General features: G+C 65.2%; 23 protein-coding genes. 12 read left to right on the top strand and 11 right to left on the bottom strand.

What is annotated here, in order from left to right; all coding sequences use genetic code 11:
* Nucleotides 1-8: 8 nt before the first annotated feature.
* From ACFQZZ_RS26675 to ACFQZZ_RS26650, 6 genes are all read right to left on the bottom strand, one after another.
* Complete coding sequence (locus ACFQZZ_RS26675; protein ID WP_378686288.1) at nucleotides 9-998, bottom strand: pirin family protein; 990 nt, start codon at nucleotides 996-998, stop codon at nucleotides 9-11.
* A complete protein-coding gene (locus ACFQZZ_RS26670) occupies nucleotides 995-1,306 on the bottom strand; it encodes a GNAT family N-acetyltransferase (RefSeq protein ID WP_378686286.1) in 312 nt (103 codons plus the stop codon). Before ACFQZZ_RS26670 ends, ACFQZZ_RS26675 begins: the two co-directional genes overlap by 4 nt.
* Before the next feature lie 44 nt (nucleotides 1,307-1,350).
* A complete protein-coding gene (locus tag ACFQZZ_RS26665; protein WP_378686285.1) occupies nucleotides 1,351-1,644 on the bottom strand; it encodes a putative quinol monooxygenase in 294 nt (97 codons plus the stop codon).
* Nucleotides 1,645-1,674: 30 nt separating this feature from the next.
* Nucleotides 1,675-2,688, bottom strand: coding sequence for an aldo/keto reductase (locus tag ACFQZZ_RS26660; RefSeq protein ID WP_378686284.1), 1,014 nt, complete (start codon nucleotides 2,686-2,688; stop codon nucleotides 1,675-1,677).
* Between the two features lie 2 nt (nucleotides 2,689-2,690).
* The gene (locus ACFQZZ_RS26655) at nucleotides 2,691-3,227 is read right to left on the bottom strand and encodes a MerR family transcriptional regulator (protein WP_378686282.1); all 537 of its coding nucleotides are present in this window, start codon (nucleotides 3,225-3,227) and stop codon (nucleotides 2,691-2,693) included.
* A 138-nt stretch (nucleotides 3,228-3,365) separates the two neighbouring features.
* A complete protein-coding gene (locus ACFQZZ_RS26650) occupies nucleotides 3,366-3,734 on the bottom strand; it encodes a VOC family protein (protein WP_378686280.1) in 369 nt (122 codons plus the stop codon).
* A 58-nt stretch (nucleotides 3,735-3,792) separates the two neighbouring features.
* Between ACFQZZ_RS26650 and ACFQZZ_RS26645 the strand changes: the two genes are divergently transcribed.
* Entirely contained in the window at nucleotides 3,793-3,996 is a 204-nt protein-coding gene (locus tag ACFQZZ_RS26645; RefSeq protein WP_378686279.1) for a hypothetical protein, read from the top strand.
* 59 nt (nucleotides 3,997-4,055) lie between these two features.
* Here ACFQZZ_RS26645 and ACFQZZ_RS26640 read toward each other — a convergent pair whose 3' ends face one another.
* Nucleotides 4,056-4,547: a SixA phosphatase family protein gene (locus ACFQZZ_RS26640; RefSeq protein ID WP_378686277.1), complete on the bottom strand. Its 492-nt coding sequence runs from the start codon at nucleotides 4,545-4,547 to the stop codon at nucleotides 4,056-4,058.
* Nucleotides 4,548-4,726: 179 nt separating this feature from the next.
* On the opposite strand from ACFQZZ_RS26640, the gene ACFQZZ_RS26635 reads away from it, so the two are divergent.
* Nucleotides 4,727-6,397: an FAD-dependent oxidoreductase gene (locus ACFQZZ_RS26635; protein WP_378686276.1), complete on the top strand. Its 1,671-nt coding sequence runs from the start codon at nucleotides 4,727-4,729 to the stop codon at nucleotides 6,395-6,397.
* A 60-nt stretch (nucleotides 6,398-6,457) separates the two neighbouring features.
* On the opposite strand, the gene ACFQZZ_RS26630 is transcribed toward ACFQZZ_RS26635, so the two are convergent.
* The gene (locus ACFQZZ_RS26630) at nucleotides 6,458-7,228 is read right to left on the bottom strand and encodes an acyl-[acyl-carrier-protein] thioesterase (RefSeq protein WP_378686274.1); all 771 of its coding nucleotides are present in this window, start codon (nucleotides 7,226-7,228) and stop codon (nucleotides 6,458-6,460) included.
* A gap of 139 nt (nucleotides 7,229-7,367) precedes the next feature.
* Between ACFQZZ_RS26630 and ACFQZZ_RS26625 the strand changes: the two genes are divergently transcribed.
* On the top strand, nucleotides 7,368-7,559 hold the full coding sequence (locus ACFQZZ_RS26625; RefSeq protein ID WP_378686272.1) for a hypothetical protein: 192 nt from the start codon (nucleotides 7,368-7,370) through the stop codon (nucleotides 7,557-7,559).
* A gap of 45 nt (nucleotides 7,560-7,604) precedes the next feature.
* On the opposite strand, the gene ACFQZZ_RS26620 is transcribed toward ACFQZZ_RS26625, so the two are convergent.
* Nucleotides 7,605-8,753, bottom strand: a complete 1,149-nt coding sequence (locus ACFQZZ_RS26620) for a transglycosylase SLT domain-containing protein (protein ID WP_378686270.1) — start codon at nucleotides 8,751-8,753, stop codon at nucleotides 7,605-7,607.
* On the bottom strand, nucleotides 8,750-9,046 hold the full coding sequence (locus ACFQZZ_RS26615; RefSeq protein ID WP_378686268.1) for a type VII secretion target: 297 nt from the start codon (nucleotides 9,044-9,046) through the stop codon (nucleotides 8,750-8,752). The genes ACFQZZ_RS26620 and ACFQZZ_RS26615 overlap by 4 nt, the downstream gene beginning before the upstream one ends.
* Before the next feature lie 162 nt (nucleotides 9,047-9,208).
* Here ACFQZZ_RS26615 and ACFQZZ_RS26610 point away from each other — a divergent pair, with 162 nt between their 5' ends.
* Together ACFQZZ_RS26610 and ACFQZZ_RS26605 are read left to right on the top strand one after the other, a co-directional pair.
* Nucleotides 9,209-10,183 (top strand): NADPH:quinone oxidoreductase family protein, encoded by a 975-nt coding sequence (locus ACFQZZ_RS26610; RefSeq protein ID WP_378686266.1) that lies wholly within the window; start codon nucleotides 9,209-9,211, stop codon nucleotides 10,181-10,183.
* 82 nt (nucleotides 10,184-10,265) lie between these two features.
* Nucleotides 10,266-11,375: a winged helix DNA-binding domain-containing protein gene (locus ACFQZZ_RS26605; RefSeq protein WP_378686263.1), complete on the top strand. Its 1,110-nt coding sequence runs from the start codon at nucleotides 10,266-10,268 to the stop codon at nucleotides 11,373-11,375.
* 30 nt (nucleotides 11,376-11,405) lie between these two features.
* Here the strand turns inward: ACFQZZ_RS26605 and ACFQZZ_RS26600 are convergent, their stop codons facing one another.
* Entirely contained in the window at nucleotides 11,406-11,930 is a 525-nt protein-coding gene (locus tag ACFQZZ_RS26600; RefSeq protein ID WP_378686261.1) for an Lrp/AsnC family transcriptional regulator, read from the bottom strand.
* 148 nt (nucleotides 11,931-12,078) lie between these two features.
* On the opposite strand from ACFQZZ_RS26600, the gene hppD reads away from it, so the two are divergent.
* The 7 genes from hppD (at nucleotide 12,079) to tuf (ending at nucleotide 19,209) form a co-directional block, all read left to right on the top strand.
* A complete protein-coding gene (gene hppD, locus ACFQZZ_RS26595; RefSeq protein ID WP_378686260.1) occupies nucleotides 12,079-13,281 on the top strand; it encodes a 4-hydroxyphenylpyruvate dioxygenase in 1,203 nt (400 codons plus the stop codon).
* A gap of 58 nt (nucleotides 13,282-13,339) precedes the next feature.
* Nucleotides 13,340-13,867, top strand: a complete 528-nt coding sequence (locus ACFQZZ_RS26590; protein ID WP_378686259.1) for a DUF3558 domain-containing protein — start codon at nucleotides 13,340-13,342, stop codon at nucleotides 13,865-13,867.
* Between the two features lie 11 nt (nucleotides 13,868-13,878).
* On the top strand, nucleotides 13,879-14,445 hold the full coding sequence (locus ACFQZZ_RS26585) for a DUF3558 domain-containing protein (protein WP_378686257.1): 567 nt from the start codon (nucleotides 13,879-13,881) through the stop codon (nucleotides 14,443-14,445).
* A gap of 370 nt (nucleotides 14,446-14,815) precedes the next feature.
* A complete protein-coding gene (gene rpsL / locus ACFQZZ_RS26580; protein ID WP_019049359.1) occupies nucleotides 14,816-15,190 on the top strand; it encodes a 30S ribosomal protein S12 in 375 nt (124 codons plus the stop codon).
* A gap of 1 nt (nucleotide 15,191) precedes the next feature.
* Nucleotides 15,192-15,662 carry a 30S ribosomal protein S7 gene (gene rpsG / locus ACFQZZ_RS26575; protein ID WP_040739280.1) on the top strand — a complete coding sequence of 157 codons (471 nt, stop codon included), beginning with the start codon at nucleotides 15,192-15,194 and terminating at the stop codon, nucleotides 15,660-15,662.
* 138 nt (nucleotides 15,663-15,800) lie between these two features.
* Nucleotides 15,801-17,903 carry an elongation factor G gene (gene fusA, locus ACFQZZ_RS26570; RefSeq protein WP_378686254.1) on the top strand — a complete coding sequence of 701 codons (2,103 nt, stop codon included), beginning with the start codon at nucleotides 15,801-15,803 and terminating at the stop codon, nucleotides 17,901-17,903.
* Nucleotides 17,904-18,018: 115 nt separating this feature from the next.
* Nucleotides 18,019-19,209: an elongation factor Tu gene (gene tuf / locus ACFQZZ_RS26565; RefSeq protein WP_378686252.1), complete on the top strand. Its 1,191-nt coding sequence runs from the start codon at nucleotides 18,019-18,021 to the stop codon at nucleotides 19,207-19,209.
* Nucleotides 19,210-19,258 lie beyond the last annotated feature (49 nt).

Genomic DNA, 19,258 nt, shown 5'->3' with positions numbered 1-19,258 from the left:
CGGCGAATTCAGGTCCGAGCCGGGCCGATTCGCCGCTTGCGCGGCTTCAGATGCAGCCCGGGCAAGGGCGGCGCCGGGATCCGCTGCTCGGGCGGGTGGCCCGCGATATCGGCGAAACGCTCGACATTCCGGTTCTCCCAGTCATTTCGAGCCGTAACGATGTCTTCGTGACTGCGGCCGACGAAGTTCCACCACATCACCAGATCCTCGCCGAACGGTTCACCGCCGATCAGCGCGAAATGCGCGCCGCTGGTACTGGTGAGGGGCAATTCGGTGCGCCCGGAGCCCAGGTATAGCAACGGGCCCGCGCTGACCTCGGCCGCCGCGGCCGTGACGGTTCCTTCGATCACCATCAACGCGTATTCGAAGCCGGGTTCGAGCGGAAGCGTTGTCTCGGTGCCGGGCTCGATCCGCACGTCCGCGGCGACGATGGGCGTGTAGGCGATCGCCGGTGAAGTGCGATCGCCGAGCGAGCCGATCAGCACGATGGCCCGTACCCCGGGCGCTTCGTAGACCGGCAGTTCGCGATGCTGCTCGAAATGCGGTTCGATCCCGGTTCGGTCACCGGGCAGTGCGATCCACAGCTGCAGCCCGTGCCCGGAATGCGCGCCCGCGACCTTGTATTCCGAATGCGCGATGCCACGGCCGGAGGTCATCAGGTTCAGCTGACCCGGCTGGATCTCCACATCGGACCCGACCGAGTCACGGTGCCTGATCCGGCCGTCGAACGGCCACGTCACTGTCTGCAGACCGATATGCGGGTGCGGGTCGATATCGGGCGACGCACCCGTCTTGGTGACGGTGGGCGACCCGAAATGATCCAGGAAACACCAGGCTCCGACCGTCGGCAGATCGCGTTGCGGCAGTACGCGTTCCACGAAAACGCCGCGGACGCCGCCGAGCGGCACTTCGCGAGCCGGGAAGAACTCGGTCACCGGACCCGGGCACGGTCCCGCCTCACACAGTGCTTCCTCGGGATGCGGATCGAGATCGCTCACCGGGTGATGCCCTTGCCGACCACGTGTTCGTCGTACTGCGGGTGCTTCTCCAGGTAGGCCTTGATGAACGGGCACAGCGGCCGGATCACGCGACCACGCGCGATGACGTCCCCGACGGCCTGCTCGGCGAGGACGCTGCCGAGGCCCTTGCCGGAGAAGGCACCGTCGACCTCGGTGTGAATGAACACCGTCTCGTCGTCGTGCTCCTCGAACTCGCTGAAACCGGCGAGCTCGCCGCCATAGAAGACCTCGTAGCGGTTCTTCTCGTCGTTGCGGACGACCTTGCTCTCCGGGCCCGATTCGGTCATGTTCGCCTACTCCTTCCGCGTGTACCGGGTGGGGGTGTTCTGGTTCAGGAGATTTCGCTGAACCGCCGAATCTGGAACGGCTCGGCCAGGATTTCCTGCAGCTCCGCGGCGCCCTGTTTCAGATGCGGCGTTTGGAAATGCGCCGCGAGAGCGGCCTCGTCGACCCACTCCTCGAGCAGCACCATCCGACTGGCATCGGTCGGGTGCAGGTAGAGCTCGTAGCGCAGGCAGCCTGCTTCGGCGACGGTCGGCGCGACCAGGGCCTCCAGCGTTTCGCGCAGGTCGGCCTCCCGTCCCGGCTTCGCGGTGAATCGGACATTGAGCGTCAGCGTGGACACAGATGAACTCCTGATCTGTTGTGCGGGGCGTTATTCCCGGCCCGCGGAGGTGAAAGTCATGTCCATGTACCGGTTTCCGGCCACCTTTCCGGCGATCGGCTCCAGCGTGGCGAGCTCGTCGGCGGTCAGCGCGATGGTCGCGGCTGCCACGTTATCGGTCAGCCGGGTGCGGCTGCGGGTGCCGGGGATCGGAACCACCGACAATCCATGCACCGCGGCCTGGGCATGCACCCAGGCGAGCGCAACCTGTGCGAGCGTGCTGCCGCGGGAATCCGCGATGGCGCGCAATGGGGCGAGCAGTTCGGCGTTGTGCGCCGCGTTGTCGCCGGAGAAGCGCGGCATCGTCTGCCGGAAGTCCTTGGCATCGGTCAATTCGCCCGCATTGGCAAAGGATCCGGTCAGGAATCCGCGCCCGAGTGGCGAGTACGGCACGAACGTCACGCCGAGTTCCGCGGCCGCGGGTACCGCGGTGCGCTCGACATCCCGGGAGAACAGCGACCATTCGGACTGGACCGCCGCGATCGGGTGAATCGCATCGGCCGCACGCAGTTCGTCGCCGGTCACCTCGGACAAGCCGAGAGCGCGCACTTTGCCCTGTGCGACCAGTTCCGCCATCGCGCCGACCGACTCCTCGATCGGTACCTCCGGATTACGGCGGTGCATGTAATACAGGTCGATGGCGTCGACACCGAGCCTGCGCAGGCTGGCCTCCACCGCGTCGCGGATATAGGCGGGGGAGTTGTCGATGCCGCGATAGGCGGGATCGTCCGCCTTGCGGACGATCGCGAACTTGGTGGCAAGCACCACCCGGTCCCGATTGGCTTTGACGAAATCGCTGAGAAATTCCTCGTTGTGGCCCGAGCCGTACACATCGGCGGTATCGAAGAGGGTGACGCCGAGTTCGAGCGCGCGATCCAGCGTCGCTCGTGATTCGGTGAGGTCGGAGGGCCCGTAGAACTCGCTCATCCCCATGCAGCCGAGCCCCTGCGCACCCACTCGGATACCGCTGCGGCCCAACGGGGTGGTGGGCAGCGTGGCGTTCATATCTAGATCCCTTCGCTGTTGTGCGTGGCGAGGAATGCCGGTCGGATCGCCGAGGTTTTGCCCTCGTAAACATCGATCTTGTAATCCAGCACGGCCACGGTCTGTCGAAGTTCATCGATCTTGGCGAGTACCTCGGCGCGAGTGTTGCGGAACATCTCGAGCCGTTCCGGGAACGTCGAATCTCCGGCCCGCACCAATTCGGCGTAGCGGACCATGTCCGCCACCGACATGCCGGTGGTGCGCAGCCTGCCGATCAGCGTGAGCCACTCCAGGTCGCGTTCGCTGAACCGACGCTTCCCGGTGTGATCGCGCCCGATGTAATCCATCAGCCCGATTCGCTCGTACCAGCGCAGTGTGTCCCGGCTCAGCCCGGACCGTTCGGCGGCATCACCGATCGAGTACCGCGGCTGCTCCCTGTCACTTATCGCGACGGTACCGCTAGCGACTGCTTGCAGGTCGCTCGAAACAGCGCCGCTAGCGACTGCTTGCAGGTCGCTCGAAACAACACCGTTGCCATCCTGACGTGCGGTTTCAATCACTGCACTCGCCCTTCTCGTTGAACACCGACGACGCTACTCACCTGGAGTGCACTCTAAGCAAGCCCTACTTTTTCGAGGAGTCGGAACGTCGTCGAACGAGCGGTGCGGGTTGCGCCGGGGAGCGAAAGGGTCGACGGTTCAGTCGCGCTTCGGCAGTTCCTGCACGGCCCACTTATTGCCGTCGGGGTCGGCGAAGAAGGTGAAAAGACCCCAGCCCATGTCCTTGACCGGTGTCGCTTCCACGCCGGCCGCGACCAGCTGTCGATAGGCCTCTTCGGCGCTGGCGACGACGACCTGCATGCCCTCGACGCTGCCGGGCGCGGCCTCGGAGATGCCCGTGCCGATACAGATCGAACAGCCGGACCCTGGCGGGGTCAGCTGGACGAAACGGATGTCATCGGTGGGCCTTTCATCGAAGTCGGCATTGAAACCGATCTTCGTGTAGAAATCCTTGGCCCGGTCGACGTCGGTGACCGGAATGGCGACAAGCTCGATTTTCCAATCCATGTCCTGAGCATCCCACCGAGCCCCGACAAAGTCCGGGTTTCGCGCCTACCCTGGGGGCATGCCAGGTAAGAACATAGATCGGGTCAGGGCGCGTTCGGCCTGGGCCACGGTCAAGGAAAGCCCGGTGATCACCGCCGTCGCGGTAGCGCCGTTCGTCATCGCGCTCGGTCTCGTCTGGTGGCTGGTCGGCGGGTTCGCCGCCTTCGTGCTGCTGGTCGTGCTCGGCGTTGTCGTTGTTGTCGGCGGCAAACTGCTGCACTGACATCGTGGCCGCCGCCGTTCGGTGGCGGCAACCCGGCCCAGCAGCTGGACCGGTGCTGGTCAGCGCGGAATGTGGAAGCGCACCAGCTCACCGGTGCCCGGGTCGACGTCCGCCCACGGGCGGTCGAATTCGAGCACCGCGAGTGCCGAGGTGGGGAACTTCCTGCTGAGGTCGACCGCCTGCGTCGAGTCGCGGTTACTCGCGAGCTCCCATGCCGTCCACGGCATTCCGGGCGCGTGCCCGACCACCAGCAATGTCGAGACATCGTCGTCGCTGAGCTGGACCAGTTCGATGAGGGTCCGCGGGGATGCCTCGTAGATACCGGACTCGTAGACGACCGGTGCGTCGATCCAGGTGGCGGCCAGCGTTTCCCGGGCGCGTTTCGCGGTCGAGCACCGCACCGCATCGATCGGCGGCTGGGTATCGCGCAACCACTGCCCGGCCAGGCCCGCTTCGCGCTGTCCGCGTGGAGCGAGCGGGCGTTCGTGGTCGGCGACACCGTCCGGATAGGCCGATTTGCCGTGCCGCATGAGGATCAGAGTCCGCACCATAGGGATACCGTAGGGCCTCCGGTCGAGAGGCCTGAACCACACTCGAGGCAAACTGAAAGCGGCGTCACAACGCGGCGCCCTGCGGGACACCCCCGCGGGTCCGCTGTCGTGACGTTATCGCCCACCTTCAACCACTGGGTGGCCTACAGCCCACGCACATTTTCGAGGATCTGCACACTATGGCCTACGTAATCACGCAGCGTTGTTGCAACGACGCCAGCTGCGTCTCCGAGTGCCCGGTCGATTGCATTCGTCCCACACCGGATCAGCCGGAGTTCGCGACGACCGAGATGCTCTACATCGACCCCGACACCTGTATCGACTGCGGTGCCTGTGTCGACGCGTGCCCGGTGGAGGCCATCTTCCCCGAGGACGATCTGACCGCGTCGCTAGCCAGGTATAGCGACATCAATGCCGCGTACTTCCAACGGCATCCGCTCGAATCGAACTTCGATCCGATCGTGACGCCCGCACGTCCGCCGAAGGATCTGGGTACCTTGCGCGTCGCGATCGTCGGTGCCGGACCCGCGGCCTGCTACGCGGCCGACGAGTTGCTGCGCCGCGCCGACGTGGAGGTCGAGATGTTCGACCGGCTGCCGACGCCGTGGGGCCTGGTGCGCGCGGGCGTTGCCCCGGACCACCCCGGCACCAAGACCGTCTCGGGCCTGTTCGAGTCCGCGTTCCGTCGGGAGACGCTGCAGTACTACCTCAATGTCGAGGTGGGCACGCACATCAGCCACGAGGAACTGCTGGCCCATCACCACGCCGTGGTGTACGCGGTCGGCGCGTCCACCGATCGCCACATGGGTGTTCCAGGGGAGGACCTGCCTGGCAGCCATTCGGCGACCGAGTTCGTCGCCTGGTACAACGGCCACCCCGATTACACGGACCGGCAGTTCGATCTGTCCGGTGAGCGCGCGGTGATCGTCGGCAACGGCAACGTGGCGCTCGACGTCGCGCGCGTGCTGACCGTGGACCCCGACGAGCTCGCCAAGACCGATATCGCCGACTATGCCCTGGACGCGCTGCGCCACAGCAACATTCGCGAAGTGGTTGTACTCGGCAGACGTGGTCCGTTGCAGGCGGCATACACCTCGTCGGAGTTCCTGGCGCTGGCCCACCTGAAGGGTATCGACATCATCGTCGACGAGGCCGATCTGACACTCGACGCGGGCAGCCGAGCGCTGCTGGACGATCCGAAGATCGAGCCGTCGCTGCGGCTCAAATACACCCTCGCCGAGGAGTACGCGGCCGGTCCGCGTAATCCGGCCAATAGGCGGATCGTCTTCCGCTACCTGGCCTCGCCGACCGCGCTCACCGGCGCCGACCATGTCGAGGCGGTCCAATTCGTGCACAACGAATTGGTCGAGGAGGGCGGCCAATTGGTGGCGCGGGCGACCGACCGCACCGACAGTCTGGACGCCTCGCTGGTGCTGCGGTCCATCGGTTACCGCGGCCAGCCGGTCGGCGGACTGCCGTTCGACGAGCGCAAAGGCGTGGTGCCCAACGAGCACGGCCGTGTGCTCGGCGAGGACGGCACCCCGCTGCCCGGTGTCTATGTCAGCGGCTGGATCAAGCGCGGTCCGCGTGGTGTCATCGGCTCCAATCGCATCGACTCCGAGGAAACCGTCGAGCAGTTGATCGCCGACTTCACCGCGGGCAAACTCGCTGTGCCGCAGGCCGATCGGGCCGCGCTGAAGGCGCTGCTCAGTGAGCGGCAGGCCGATCTGGTCGACCGAGAAGGCTGGAAGGCGATCGATCAGGCGGAGAAGTCCGCAGGCAAGGCTTCGGGCCGTCCGAGGGTCAAGTTCACCACCCGCGAGGACCTGCTCAAAGCCGCTCGCGGCTGATCCACGCGAACGCCGGTCGAATCCGCCTCGGATTCGACCGGCGTTCGCGTATCCGTCGTGTCAAGGCAGCGGCATGATGCGGACCACGGTGGTGGTGGTGCCGCCGACGACGAACCACAGTCGCAGCACGGGGCTGCCGGACCGGTCGCCCGGCTCATAGCGGCTGCGCACCGTCACGTGCTGGCGCGCGAGCACCGGCGCCACGTACTCGATCACCGCGCGGTGTGGCGCCGCGACGAGCTTGGGATACTCGACGAGGAACTGCTCGACCGCCTGCCAGTAGCAGGCGTTGTTGACATGGTTGTACTGGTCGATATCGGTGGCGCGGACCGGGAACGGCATGTCCGTGTCGGACTCCGCGGGTGTGGTGTCGGTGAGATACGGCCGCCACCGCAACCGGTGCTCGGCGGTGGTCTGCGCGAGATACGCCAAGCCCTCGTCGCTGATTCGCGCGGGCATATTGTTCGACTCGCTGATATTGATCCAGAAGCCCTCTGTCTCGATCAGCCCGCCGTTTGCGCTGGTCACCCGCACCCGCATGTTCGTCCACCTGGTCGACATGCTCGAACACCATCGCAGCAGCTGCACCCTGTCGGGCCAGAGAATCGGCCGGATCACATCGATGACAGTGCGCCGGACAATCCAGTTCGGATCGGTCCGGTTGAGAAACGTCTGCTCGAGCTGTTCCCCGGCGATATCGTGCAGATAGCGGGCAACCGCATCGAATCGCAGGCGGTTGTACGGATCTACATCGCCAGCCCGGATGGGCCACGCCGAAGCAAACCCCATGCCCTCCTGGGGAAGCGGGGCGAGTGGCTGTTCGAGTGACACTGGTGCTCCTCGCGCTGCACGTTGTGCCGCGTTCTCTTGCGGTGCTTGTTCTGAGATGACTTTACGGGTCGTACATCACACCCTCGCGTCGAGCCGCCCGTACTCCCGCATATGTCGCCCCCGCAGGCAAAATGGGCCCATGACCGACTCCGACCTCCCCGGGAAACTCGGAAAACCCGCCGAACGAGCCCTCGCCGCAGCCGGAATCCAGCGCCTGTCCGACCTGACCTCATGGACCGAACGCGACCTCGCCGCCTTGCACGGTGTCGGCCCGACCGCCATCACCAAGCTCCGCGCCGCCCTCGCGGCACGCAATCTGACCTTCGCCTGAGGCTAACGGCCGTGAACCACGAATCCGCAGTGCGGGCGTGGTACATCAGTAACCCTGATACGCCCCGCCACTATTGACGGCCGCCACACCCGGAACATTGGCGAGCGAGCCATAACGGTCGATCGCGTACCGCGTACCGGCGATGATGTTGTCGACCGGATCGTAAATATTGTCGTGGCCCGGCGCCTTGTACGCGTTGAACGTGCTGTCGATGGTCTGCATCAATCCTTTGGAGGGGTGACCGGCCGCGGCGTTGCTGTCCCACTCGTTGACGATCAACGGATTGCCGCCTGACTCGTGCTCGATCATCATGGCGAGCGCTCGCTCATCGATCTGATCGGGACTGTATCCCATCGCGATCAGCTTCTCTTTGGCCTTCTTGATCCATTCCGCGACGTCGCCGGTTGGCATCGGCCCGGTCGGGGAGCCCGAACTGGTCGGGGAGCCCGAACTCGGGCTGCCGGTATAGGGCGTTCCCGAAGACGAATTGGAGTTGCCGCTGCTGTGATTGCCGCCCGTCGCGTAGTTGGGCTTATTCGAGGCGGCGGGGGTCGCGGTACCGGTCGCGGCGGGTGCGGTCGGTGTCGGCGCCGGTGTGGTGCCCGACTTCGGTTCGCCGAGGGCGTCATATGCGGCCTGGAGATTGCCGACGGCCTGGGCGACTTGGGTTTTCGCTTGTTCCGCAACGGCTTCCGCCTGCTGCAGTGCGTTGGTGATGTCCATCTGCCAGGTTGCCGCGTCCCGCAGAATTCGCAAGGACTCGTCCACGCGCTGCTGGCCGTTCATGAGGGCGCAGACCTTGGCGATCCGGTCGTCGGCGGTGACGGTGCCATTGGGCTCGACCTTGAAGCCGGGCACAGCTTCCGCACCGTCTGGTGTTGAGCTCGGATTGGTGGCAAGGTCGCGCAGTTGCAGCACCTTGGTCTTCGCGTTGTTCAAGTTGTCCACCTGGGAGGTGAACGCGGTGTGGAGGCCTTGCAAGGCGGTGCTGACCGTGCCTGCCCGCGTCTGTTCGGTGTCCATTCGCGTATTCGCCGCGGTTGCGGCGGCGCCGGACCACGCCAGTGCACGGGTCTTGTCGGATCCGTCCTTGACCGCGCCGTCGAGTTTCGTCGCGATCCCCGCCGCGTGGTCGCCCGCGGTGGTCAGGTGGTCGGGCTCCCACTTCTCGACGTCAGGAATGGTGAGGGTCATGGCACCTGCAGTCCGATCGTGCGGAGTTTCGCGGCGAAGTCGTCTTCGGTCAGTTCGTACGCGCCCGCCGCATTGTGCATGTTGCTGGCGACGGTCGTCAGGCGCTCGCCGATCCGCAGTAGGCAACGGTTGACCACGTCCGTCGTTTGCGCGACGGCACCACCGAATTCGGTGCCGGGCAGCGCATTGCTCGCGACGCCGAAGCCTGCCCCCGCGTTGAACTTCTGAATGTTGTCCGCTTCGGTGCCAAGGTTTGTCGCGAACGATTTCAGCGTGTCCGGATCGACCTGCATAGGAAATCCCCCTTCCCGCCCGACCATAAGTCGCGGCCAGCATAACAAAATCGGGCCGTCCGGACAGGTGCCCCGAAGCGCCTATCGGGCGGTGGCAGTTTAGGTTGGGTCACAGCGTCGTCGGCGAGTTCCGCGTCGGCGAGTGGACAGAGAGGTCGGCACATGCGCGCAGCCCAGGTCAGCAAGTTGGAAGGGCCGGAAGCGGTCGAGGTCGTCGAGATCCCGGAGCCAGCGGGGTATCCGGGGGGCGTGGTCATCGACGTGCACGCGGCGGGGGTGGCCTTTCCCGATGTGCTGATGACGCGCGGGCTGTACCAGATGAAACCGGAGTTGCCGTTCGTCGTCGGAGGCGAGGTCGCGGGCATTGTTCGTGAGGCGCCGGAGGGCGCGCACGTCGAGGCGGGTGACCGGGTGGTTGCGCTGACCCTGCTCGGCAATGCCATGGCCGAGGTAGCTGTCGCGCCCGCGCAGATGGTGTTCCGCTTGCCGGACAACGTTTCGCTGGAGGCCGGGGCAGGCATCCTGTTCAACGATCTGACCGTGCACTTCTGCCTGCGCAACCGCGGCAGACTGGCCGCGGGCGAGACCGTGCTCGTGCACGGTGCCGCGGGCGGCATCGGCACCTCGACGCTGCGGATGGCGGTCGCGCTCGGCGCGGGCCGGGTAATCGCGGTGGTCAGCACCGAGGAGAAGGCGGCGGTGGCCCGCGCCAACGGCGCCACCGATGTGGTGCTGACCGAGGGCTGGCTCGCCGCGGTGAAGGAACTGACCGGTGGTCGCGGTGTCGACATCGTGATCGATCCGGTCGGCGGCGACCGTTTCACCGACAGCATCCGGTCGCTGGCCTCGGCGGGCCGACTGCTGGTCGTCGGTTTCACGGCTGGGGAGATCCCCACGGTCAAGGTGAACCGGCTGCTGCTCAAGAACGTCGAGGTGACCGGCGCGGCCTGGGGTGAATGGGTGATGACGCACCCCGGTTATCTGACCGAGCAGTGGGCCGAGGTCGAGCCGCTGCTCGCCTCCGGCAAGATCGCGCCGCCGGACCCGGTGCTCTACCCGCTGGAGCAGGCCGCCGCGGCGGTCGCGTCACTGGACAACCGCACCGCCACCGGCAAAGTCGTCGTCACGCTGCGCTGAGGCTGTCGGTACTCATAGAATCGCTGCGCGATGCCGGCCCACCCGTCACCCGACCGCCACCCCTTCATAGAATCGCTGCGCGATGCTGTCTAATCGGGTACTGAACCGAACCCTGCTCGCCCGCCAGCACCTGCTGGAGCGCTCGTCGCTGACCGTGCCCGAGATGTGTGACCATCTCGTCGGGCTGCAGGCACAGGACTCACCGCCGCCGTTCGTCGGATTATGGAGCCGCATAGCGGATTTCGATCCGGAGACGGTGTCGACGGGTCTGGAGGATCGCTCGCTGGTCCGGATTACCCTGATGCGCGGCACCATTCATCTGGTCACCCCGCCGGATGCGCTGCGTATCGCACCGCATATCCAACCCGAGCTCGAGAAGATCCCTTTCCGTAAGGGTTTCAACTTCGGCGCGATGGTCGGGTTGGATCCGGATGAGGTACGCGAGCACGGTGAGGCCGCGCTCGGTGCGGAGCCGATGTCGGCGGCGGATCTGCGTGCCGAGGCCGCGGCGCTGTATCCGGATCGCGATGCGGGCGCGGTGCTGCAGACCTGGCTGTACCAGCTGCCCGTGCTGCAGACACCGCCGCGCGGCAAGTGGAAGGACAGCAGCAGGCCGATCTGGTCCCGGGTCGAGCCATGGCTCGGCGCGCCGCTGGATCCCACATATCCGTTGTCGGAGTTGATCTTTCGCTATCTGCGTGCCTTCGGCCCTGCCAGCACCATGGATATGCAGACGTGGTCGAAGCTGACCGGCATGAAGACCGCCGTCGAACAGCTCGGCGATCGCCTGCGCACCTACACCGACGAGCGTGGCCGCACCCTCTACGACGTCGCCGACGGTGAACTGGCCGATGCCGATCTGCCCGCCCCGGTCCGCCTGCTCGGCTGGTACGACAATGCGATTCTTTCGCACCAGGATCGGACCCGAATCGTCCCCGACCGCACGGCCCCGCCGCTGCGTGCCTTTGCCACCCAGGTGTCCCCGGTGCTGCTGGACGGCTACCTGGCCGGGTTCTACAAGATCTTTCCGGAAAAGGGTGTCGCACGGTTGCGCATCACCCCGACCAGGAAGTGGTCGGCGGCGGAGCGTCCTGCGGTTGAGGCCGAAGCCCATGCGCTGCTTGCGTTTCTGGAGGCGGACAGCGAGCCGCGCGTCGAAATTCTGGATGTGCATGCCGATCTGCGTCCCTGACCAGGACGCGGCAACGCGCCGTTTGCCTGCCTACCGCTCGTGGGTGTCGCGGTAGGCAGGGGCCTTGGTGGTGCCGGTGGGGGTCAGGGTGCGCAGCAGTGGCAGTGTGCGGCGCGGGATCACCGTCGACAACACGATGACGCTGTGTGAGCGCACCACAGAGCTCGTCCGGTCGATGCTCAGCAATACCGATTGCAGGCCGGCGTGCGAGTCGGCGCCGATCCGGCACAGCACATCGCCGGACCCGGTGGTCGCGTATGCCTCCAGCACGCCGGGAATGGCCTCCAACTCGGCGGCGACCGTGTCGAGCGCGCCCTGTGCGATCTCCAGCGTGACGAAGGCCTCGACATCGAAACCCGCTGCGGTGACATCTATTTGCGGATCGTAGGAGGCGATGACGCCGGATTCCTCCATCCGTCCGATCCGGGACTGGACGGTGGCCCGTGCGACCCGAGTGCGGCGCGACAGTTCGAGGATGCCCGCCTTCTGATACTCGTGCATCGCGGTCAGGATGGCGAGATCGAGTTCGTCGAGTTTTGCCGGCGTGTGCGACATGTCGGCCTCCGTTCGTGGCGCGGGCTGTGCTCGATGATGCTATTCAAATTGTCCAGCATCCGGGGGGACTTGCTAGCCGAATTCGCCAGAGTGTCTATCGAAATTCGCCGCTATTGCCTACCGGCATGGGTGGCGATTTCCTTGGATCATGACCATCGAGAACCTGCCGAATTCCCGGCCGACGGCCCTACCCACCGACGGTGAGCTGCGCAGGCTCGTCGGGCTGGTCGAGCACGACGACAGCGTCGATCCCTTCCCCGTCATCGGCTGGGATGCCCTGGTCTGGGTGGTCGGCAACGCGACGCAGACCGCGCACTTCCTGGAGTCCGCCTTCGGTATGCGGCTGGAGGCCTATTCGGGACCGGAAACCGGCAATCGCGACCACAAGGCGTTCGTGCTGCGCAGCGGCGCCGCGCGGTTCGTGGTCAGCGGCGCGGTCGATCCGGACAGCCCGCTGGTCGCCCACCACGACCGGCACGGTGACGGCATCGTCGATATCGCACTCGAGGTGCCGGACGTGGACCGATGCGTCGACTGGGCGCGCACCCACGGCGCGACGATTCTGGTCGAACCGCACGACGAGACAGACGAATTCGGCACGGTCCGCTCGGCCGCGTTGGCCACCTACGGCGAGACAAGGCACACGCTCGTCGACCGTTCCAAGTACTACGGGCCCTATCTGCCCGGCTATGTCGCCCGCCGGTCCAACTACCAGCCGCGCGCGGGCACGCCGGTGCGACTGTTCCAGGCGATCGACCATGTCGTGGGCAATGTCGAGCTCGGCATGATGGACCAGTGGGTCGAGTTCTACCGCCGCGTCATGGGTTTCACGAATATGGCCGAATTCGTCGGCGATGACATCGCGACCGAGTATTCGGCGCTGATGAGCAAGGTCGTGGCCAATGGCAATCACCGGGTGAAGTTCCCGCTGAACGAGCCCGCGGTGGGCAAGAAGCGCTCGCAGATCGACGAATACCTCGAGTTCTACCGCGGACCCGGCGTGCAGCACATCGCGCTGGCCACCGGCGACATCCTGACCTGCGTAGACACCCTGCGCCGTGAGGGCGTCGAATTCCTGGAGACGCCCGACACCTACTACTCCGACCCCGAACTGCGTGCCCGCATCGGCCACGTCCGCGTCCCGGTCGATCAGCTGCAGCGTCGCGGCATCCTGGTCGACCGCGACGAAGACGGTTACCTGCTGCAGATCTTCTGCAAGCCACTCACCGATCGCCCGACGGTCTTCTTCGAACTGATCGAGCGACACGGCTCACTCGGCTTCGGCAAGGGCAACTTCAAGGCATTGTTCCAGGCGATCGAACGCGAACAGGAAGCCCGCGGCAACCTCTGAGGCCTACGCCCACAGTCGTATCCGGCCGTGTCGAGTGCCGATAGGTAGAGTTCACGGCATGCGGATCCCGTCGGCAATCGTCATCGGCACGGCTTTGGCGTTGGCACTGTCGGCATGCGGATCGGGCGGCGACTCCGACTCGGAGAACACGCCGCTACGGCCGCCGCCGAAGGTGGCGTCGTTGGGTCCGTTCGCCGGTGAGTGCGGCCATGTCACCGACGACGAGGTCCGCGACATCGCCGGCTTGTCGCAGATAACGCGGGTGTTCAAGAACTCGGTCGGTTGCAATTGGGAATCCGCCGGGCAGGGTTCGACCAGCGTCACCTTCGCCGCGTACCGGGGCAGCCCCATCGAACGGGAAAAGGCGTGGGTGACCACCCAGGGTCGCGGCGTGGAGAAGATCGAAGTCGGTGGCCGCGTCGGGTTCCAGGCACTCGAGCCCAACAGCTCGGTGTGTGATCTGGCTGTGCAGCTCGACGACGATTTCTTCGAGTGGTCGATGTCGTTCGGACTCTTCGCGGCGACAGGCAATCCGTGTGACCGGATGCGCAAGCTCGCCGAGTTGACCGTGCAGCGGCTGCAGTGAGGGAGAACGCGATGAATCTTCGTGCTGGTTCGACAGCTCGTGGCCTGATCGCCGCGATAGCCGTGCTCGGTGTCGCCGTGTCGGTCTCGGGCTGCGGGCGGACCGTGCCGGGATCCGCGCATCCGGCGGGTTCGGGAACGGGTTCGTCGGTCAACACGAACTTCGACAAGCTGTTGCGCGAGTGCGACGTCGTCTCGATGGATCAGATCGGAAATGCGGTGGGCGATGGCGCATTCGCAGAGCCGTCATTCTACGGCGCGGTGTGCATGTGGGACGTGATCAGCGCGCCGGGCGGTAACGCCATGGTGACCCTGAACTGGTATGAGGTCGGCTCGCTGAACAACGAAAAGACCACCAACGACAAACTCGGCTACCTCACCAACAACATCACCGTGCAGGGCCAACGGGCGCTGCAGACGCGACGTCCCAACGATCCCGACTCCTGCGGTGTCAGCGCCAGCGCGGCCGACACCGGGATCATCGGCTGGTGGATCAACTACCGTCCCGGCTCCGGTCACCCCGACCCGTGCGTCGGTGCGCAGAAACTCCTCGAGTTGACGTTGAATCTGGCCAGGTAGACTCACCGTTGCCGAACCGAGTGTCGTGGTGGTAACTCACCCCACTTTGACCCTGTGTCGAGACCACGAGTATCGTGGATCGCTGTGCCCGGAAGCATGCGGGCAAGTTCGTGCGTGGACGTAAGCCAGCGAAAGCGGCTGACCTTCCTGGCGTGCCCGGAAAACCGGTCCTGCGCCGCGCACGACACGCCCGACCTCGGGACGCGAGAAACGCGGCTGGGCGTGCGGGTGAAAGCTCGATGACAGCGGCGTGAACGACGGGCCCGGAGGCGGTAGCTTGCGTGACCACGGAGGGCGCCGAGAACGCCGCCAACTGAACACAGACATGAAGTTCCAGACACCGCGTTAACTAATTAAGGAAAGCCGGTCTATGCCAACCATCAACCAGCTGGTCCGCAAGGGTCGTCGCGACAAGGTCTCCAAGACCAAGACCGCGGCCCTCAAGGGGAGCCCGCAGCGCCGTGGCGTGTGCACCCGCGTGTACACCACGACCCCGAAGAAGCCGAACTCCGCGCTGCGTAAGGTCGCGCGTGTTCGCCTGACCAGCGCGGTCGAGGTCACGGCCTACATCCCGGGTGAGGGCCACAACCTGCAGGAGCACTCGATGGTGCTCGTGCGTGGCGGTCGTGTGAAGGACCTCCCCGGTGTCCGCTACAAGATCATCCGTGGCTCGCTCGACACCCAGGGTGTGAAGAACCGCAAGCAGGCCCGCAGCCGTTACGGCGCCAAGAAGGAGAAGAGCTGATATGCCACGCAAGGGCCCCGCACCCAAGCGTCCGCTGATCAACGACCCGGTCTACGGGTCGCCGCTGGTCACTCAGCTGGTCAACAAGATCCTGCTGGACGGCAAGAAGTCCACCGCCGAGCGCATCGTCTACGGCGCGCTGGAGCAGGCGCGCGAGAAGACCGGCACCGATCCGGTCGTCACCCTCAAGCGCGCGCTGGACAACGTCAAGCCCGCACTCGAGGTCAAGCCGCGTCGTGTCGGTGGCGCCACCTACCAGGTGCCCGTCGAGGTCCGTCCCGGCCGCTCCAACACCCTGGCACTGCGCTGGCTGGTCAACTACTCGCGGGCTCGCCGTGAGAAGACCATGGTCGAGCGTCTGGCCAACGAGCTTCTCGATGCCAGCAACGGCCTCGGCGCTTCGGTGAAGCGTCGCGAGGACACCCACAAGATGGCCGAGTCCAACCGGGCCTTCGCGCACTACCGCTGGTGACGTCTGCCCGGCCCGTCGTTACTGGGTCGGGAGGCACAGCCGGATGCGGCACTTACCTGCCGCTTCCGGCGTTGACATAGAGACGACCACAGGGTCGTCCCCGAAAATCCCAACTAGCTACGAGCGGGGAAGATTTCCGTGGCACAGGACGTGCTCACCGACCTGAACAAGGTCCGCAACATCGGCATCATGGCCCACATTGATGCGGGCAAGACGACCACAACTGAACGCATCCTCTTCTACACCGGCATCACCTACAAGATCGGTGAAGTCCACGATGGCGCTGCCACCATGGACTGGATGGAGCAGGAGCAGGAGCGTGGTATCACCATCACCTCCGCGGCCACCACATGCTTCTGGAAGAACAACCAGATCAACATCATCGACACCCCCGGGCACGTCGACTTCACCGTCGAGGTGGAGCGGTCGCTGCGCGTGCTCGACGGCGCCGTTGCGGTGTTCGACGGCAAGGAAGGCGTCGAGCCGCAGTCCGAGCAGGTGTGGCGTCAGGCCGATAAGTACGACGTGCCGCGTATCTGTTTCGTCAACAAGATGGACAAGCTCGGTGCGGATTTCTACTTCACCGTGCAGACCATCAAGGACCGCCTCGGCGCCAAGCCGTTGGTCATCCAGCTGCCGATCGGCGCTGAGGACACCTTCGAGGGCATCGTCGACCTGGTCGAGATGAACGCCAAGGTCTGGAAGGGCGAGACCAAGCTCGGCGAAGAGTACGAGGTCGTCGATATCCCGGCCGACCTCGCGGACCAGGCGGAGATCTACCGCCAGGAGCTGCTGGAGACGGTCGCGGAGTCCGACGAGGCGCTGCTCGAGAAGCACTTCAGCGGCGATGAGCTCACGATCGATGAGATCAAGGGCGCCATCCGCAAGATGACGGTCAACTCCGAGCTCTACCCGATCCTGTGTGGCTCGGCGTTCAAGAACAAGGGCGTGCAGCCCATGCTCGACGCCGTGATCGACTACCTGCCGACCCCGCTGGACGATGGTGGCACCGACGGCCACGTCCCGGGCAAGGAAGACGAGATCATCCACCGGGACGCCAGCACGGCTGAGCCGTTCTCGGGTCTGGCCTTCAAGATCGCCGTGCATCCGTTCTTCGGCAAGCTGACCTACGTGCGCGTGTACTCGGGCAAGGTCGACTCCGGCGCCCAGGTCATCAACTCGACCAAGGGCAAGAAGGAGCGTCTGGGCAAGCTGTTCCAGATGCACTCCAACAAGGAGAACCCGGTCGGCGAGGCCGTGGCCGGCCACATCTACGCGGTCATCGGTCTGAAGGACACCACCACCGGTGACACTCTGTGCGATCCGCAGAACCAGATCGTGCTCGAGTCCATGACCTTCCCGGACCCGGTCATTCAGGTCTCCATCGAGCCGAAGACCAAGTCCGACCAGGAGAAGCTGGGCACCGCGATCCAGCGTCTCTCGGAAGAGGACCCGACCTTCTCGGTCAAGCTGGACCAGGAGACCGGCCAGACCGTCATCGGCGGCATGGGCGAGCTCCACCTCGACATCCTCGTCGACCGTATGCGTCGCGAGTTCAAGGTCGAGGCGAACGTCGGCAAGCCGCAGGTGGCCTACCGCGAGACCATCACCAAGAAGGTCGAAAAGCTCGAGTTCACCCACAAGAAGCAGACCGGTGGCTCCGGCCAGTTCGCGAAGGTCATCATCGCCCTCGAGCCGTTCGTCGGCGAGGACGGCGCGACCTACGAGTTCGAGAACAAGGTCTCTGGTGGTCGCGTTCCGCGCGAGTACATCCCTTCGGTGGACGCGGGTGCACAGGATGCCATGCAGTACGGTGTGCTCGCGGGCTACCCGCTGGTGAACCTGAAGGTCAGCCTGCTCGACGGCGCCTACCACGACGTCGACTCGTCGGAAATGGCCTTCAAGATCGCCGGCTCGCAGGCCCTGAAGGAAGCGGCCCGTAAAGCCGGTCCGGTGATCCTCGAGCCGCTCATGGCGGTCGAGGTCATCACGCCCGAGGAGTACATGGGCGATGTGATCGGCGACCTGAATTCCCGCCGTGGCCAGATTCAGGCCATGGAGGAGCGCAGTGGTGCCCGTGTCGTCAAGGCGCTGGTTCCGCTCTCGGAGATGTTCGGTTATATCGGTGATCTGCGGTCGAAGACCCAGGGCCGGGCGAACTACTCCATGGTGTTCGACTCGTACGCGGAGGTTCCGGCCAACGTGTCGAAGGAGATCATCGCCAAGGCGACCGGCGAGTAGTACTCGATGGGGCAAGTGCAAGACTTGCCCCATCAGCCGGGAGTCAAGCACAACCCCCATTTAGTAACCGCACTGCTGCAACTGCACGCACCAACAAGTCCAGGAGGACACCACAGTGGCGAAGGCGAAGTTCGAGCGGACGAAGCCGCACGTCAACATCGGCACCATCGGTCACGTCGACCACGGCAAGACCACGCTGACTGCAGCGATCACGAAGGTGCTGGCGGAGAAGTTCCCGGATCTGAACGCGGCGTTCGCGTTCGACCAGATCGACAAGGCGCCGGAGGAGAAGGCTCGTGGTATCACGATCAACATCTCCCACGTCGAGTACCAGACGGAAAAGCGCCACTACGCGCACGTCGACGCTCCGGGACACGCTGACTACATCAAGAACATGATCACCGGCGCGGCCCAGATGGACGGTGCGATCCTGGTGGTCGCCGCAACCGACGGCCCGATGCCGCAGACTCGCGAGCACGTGCTGCTCGCCCGTCAGGTCGGTGTTCCTTACATCCTGGTCGCACTGAACAAGTCCGACATGGTCGACGACGAGGAAATCCTCGAGCTCGTCGAGATGGAGGTCCGCGAACTGCTGGCCGCCCAGGAATTCGACGAGGACGCGCCGGTCGTGCGTGTTTCCGGTCTGAAGGCGCTCGAGGGCGACCCGAAGTGGACCGAGTCCATCGTCGAGCTGATGAACGCGGTCGACGAGTCCATCCCGACTCCGGTTCGTGAGACCGACAAGCCGTTCCTTATGCCCGTCGAGGATGTGTTCACGATCACCGGTCGTGGCACCGTCGTCACCGGTCGTATCGAGCGCGGCATCATCAACGTGAACGAGGAAGTCGAGATCGTCGGCATCCGCGAGAAGGTCACCAAGACCACCATCACGGGCATCGAGATGTTCCGCAAGCTGCTCGACAACGGCCAGGCGGGCGACAACGTCGGTCTGCTGGTTCGTGGCATCAAGCGTGAAGATGTCGAGCGTGGCCAGGTCGTCGTGAAGCCGGGCACCACCACCCCGCACACCGAGTTCGAGGGCCAGGCCTACATCCTGTCCAAGGACGAGGGCGGCCGCCACACGCCGTTCTTCAACAACTACCGTCCGCAGTTCTACTTCCGTACGACTGACGTGACGGGCGTTGTGACCCTGCCCGAGGGCACCGAGATGGTCATGCCCGGTGACAACACCGAGATGTCCGTCAAGCTGATCCAGCCGGTCGCCATGGACGAGGGTCTGCGCTTCGCGATCCGCGAGGGTGGCCGCACCGTCGGCGCCGGTCGCGTCACGAAGATCGTCAAGTGATTCGCTGAATCGCTGAACAAACGGCGCCGCCCCGAAAGGGACGGCGCCG

Origin of the sequence: Nocardia sp. GCM10030253, from assembly GCF_042675075.1 — a bacterium.
Classification (GTDB): Bacteria; Actinomycetota; Actinomycetes; order Mycobacteriales; family Mycobacteriaceae; genus Nocardia.
Note: the sequence above shows the minus strand (reverse complement) of the source record. Positions and strands in the feature narration are given on the sequence as shown.

What these genes read in the sequence shown, in the direction of transcription:
- ACFQZZ_RS26605 (WP_378686263.1), top strand. Translation starts at nt 10,266, where the DNA reads ATGCTGTCTAATCGGGTACTGAACCGAACCCTGCTCGCCCGCCAGCAC.
- rpsL (WP_019049359.1), top strand. Translation starts at nt 14,816, where the DNA reads ATGCCAACCATCAACCAGCTGGTCCGCAAGGGTCGTCGCGACAAGGTC.
- ACFQZZ_RS26600 (WP_378686261.1), bottom strand. Translation starts at nt 11,930, where the DNA reads ATGTCGCACACGCCGGCAAAACTCGACGAACTCGATCTCGCCATCCTG.
- ACFQZZ_RS26620 (WP_378686270.1), bottom strand. Translation starts at nt 8,753, where the DNA reads ATGACCCTCACCATTCCTGACGTCGAGAAGTGGGAGCCCGACCACCTG.
- ACFQZZ_RS26635 (WP_378686276.1), top strand. Translation starts at nt 4,727, where the DNA reads ATGGCCTACGTAATCACGCAGCGTTGTTGCAACGACGCCAGCTGCGTC.
- ACFQZZ_RS26585 (WP_378686257.1), top strand. Translation starts at nt 13,879, where the DNA reads ATGAATCTTCGTGCTGGTTCGACAGCTCGTGGCCTGATCGCCGCGATA.
- ACFQZZ_RS26640 (WP_378686277.1), bottom strand. Translation starts at nt 4,547, where the DNA reads ATGGTGCGGACTCTGATCCTCATGCGGCACGGCAAATCGGCCTATCCG.
- ACFQZZ_RS26610 (WP_378686266.1), top strand. Translation starts at nt 9,209, where the DNA reads ATGCGCGCAGCCCAGGTCAGCAAGTTGGAAGGGCCGGAAGCGGTCGAG.
- ACFQZZ_RS26660 (WP_378686284.1), bottom strand. Translation starts at nt 2,688, where the DNA reads ATGAACGCCACGCTGCCCACCACCCCGTTGGGCCGCAGCGGTATCCGA.
- ACFQZZ_RS26615 (WP_378686268.1), bottom strand. Translation starts at nt 9,046, where the DNA reads ATGCAGGTCGATCCGGACACGCTGAAATCGTTCGCGACAAACCTTGGC.
- ACFQZZ_RS26645 (WP_378686279.1), top strand. Translation starts at nt 3,793, where the DNA reads ATGCCAGGTAAGAACATAGATCGGGTCAGGGCGCGTTCGGCCTGGGCC.
- rpsG (WP_040739280.1), top strand. Translation starts at nt 15,192, where the DNA reads ATGCCACGCAAGGGCCCCGCACCCAAGCGTCCGCTGATCAACGACCCG.
- ACFQZZ_RS26670 (WP_378686286.1), bottom strand. Translation starts at nt 1,306, where the DNA reads ATGACCGAATCGGGCCCGGAGAGCAAGGTCGTCCGCAACGACGAGAAG.
- ACFQZZ_RS26650 (WP_378686280.1), bottom strand. Translation starts at nt 3,734, where the DNA reads ATGGATTGGAAAATCGAGCTTGTCGCCATTCCGGTCACCGACGTCGAC.
- hppD (WP_378686260.1), top strand. Translation starts at nt 12,079, where the DNA reads ATGACCATCGAGAACCTGCCGAATTCCCGGCCGACGGCCCTACCCACC.
- ACFQZZ_RS26625 (WP_378686272.1), top strand. Translation starts at nt 7,368, where the DNA reads ATGACCGACTCCGACCTCCCCGGGAAACTCGGAAAACCCGCCGAACGA.
- ACFQZZ_RS26590 (WP_378686259.1), top strand. Translation starts at nt 13,340, where the DNA reads ATGCGGATCCCGTCGGCAATCGTCATCGGCACGGCTTTGGCGTTGGCA.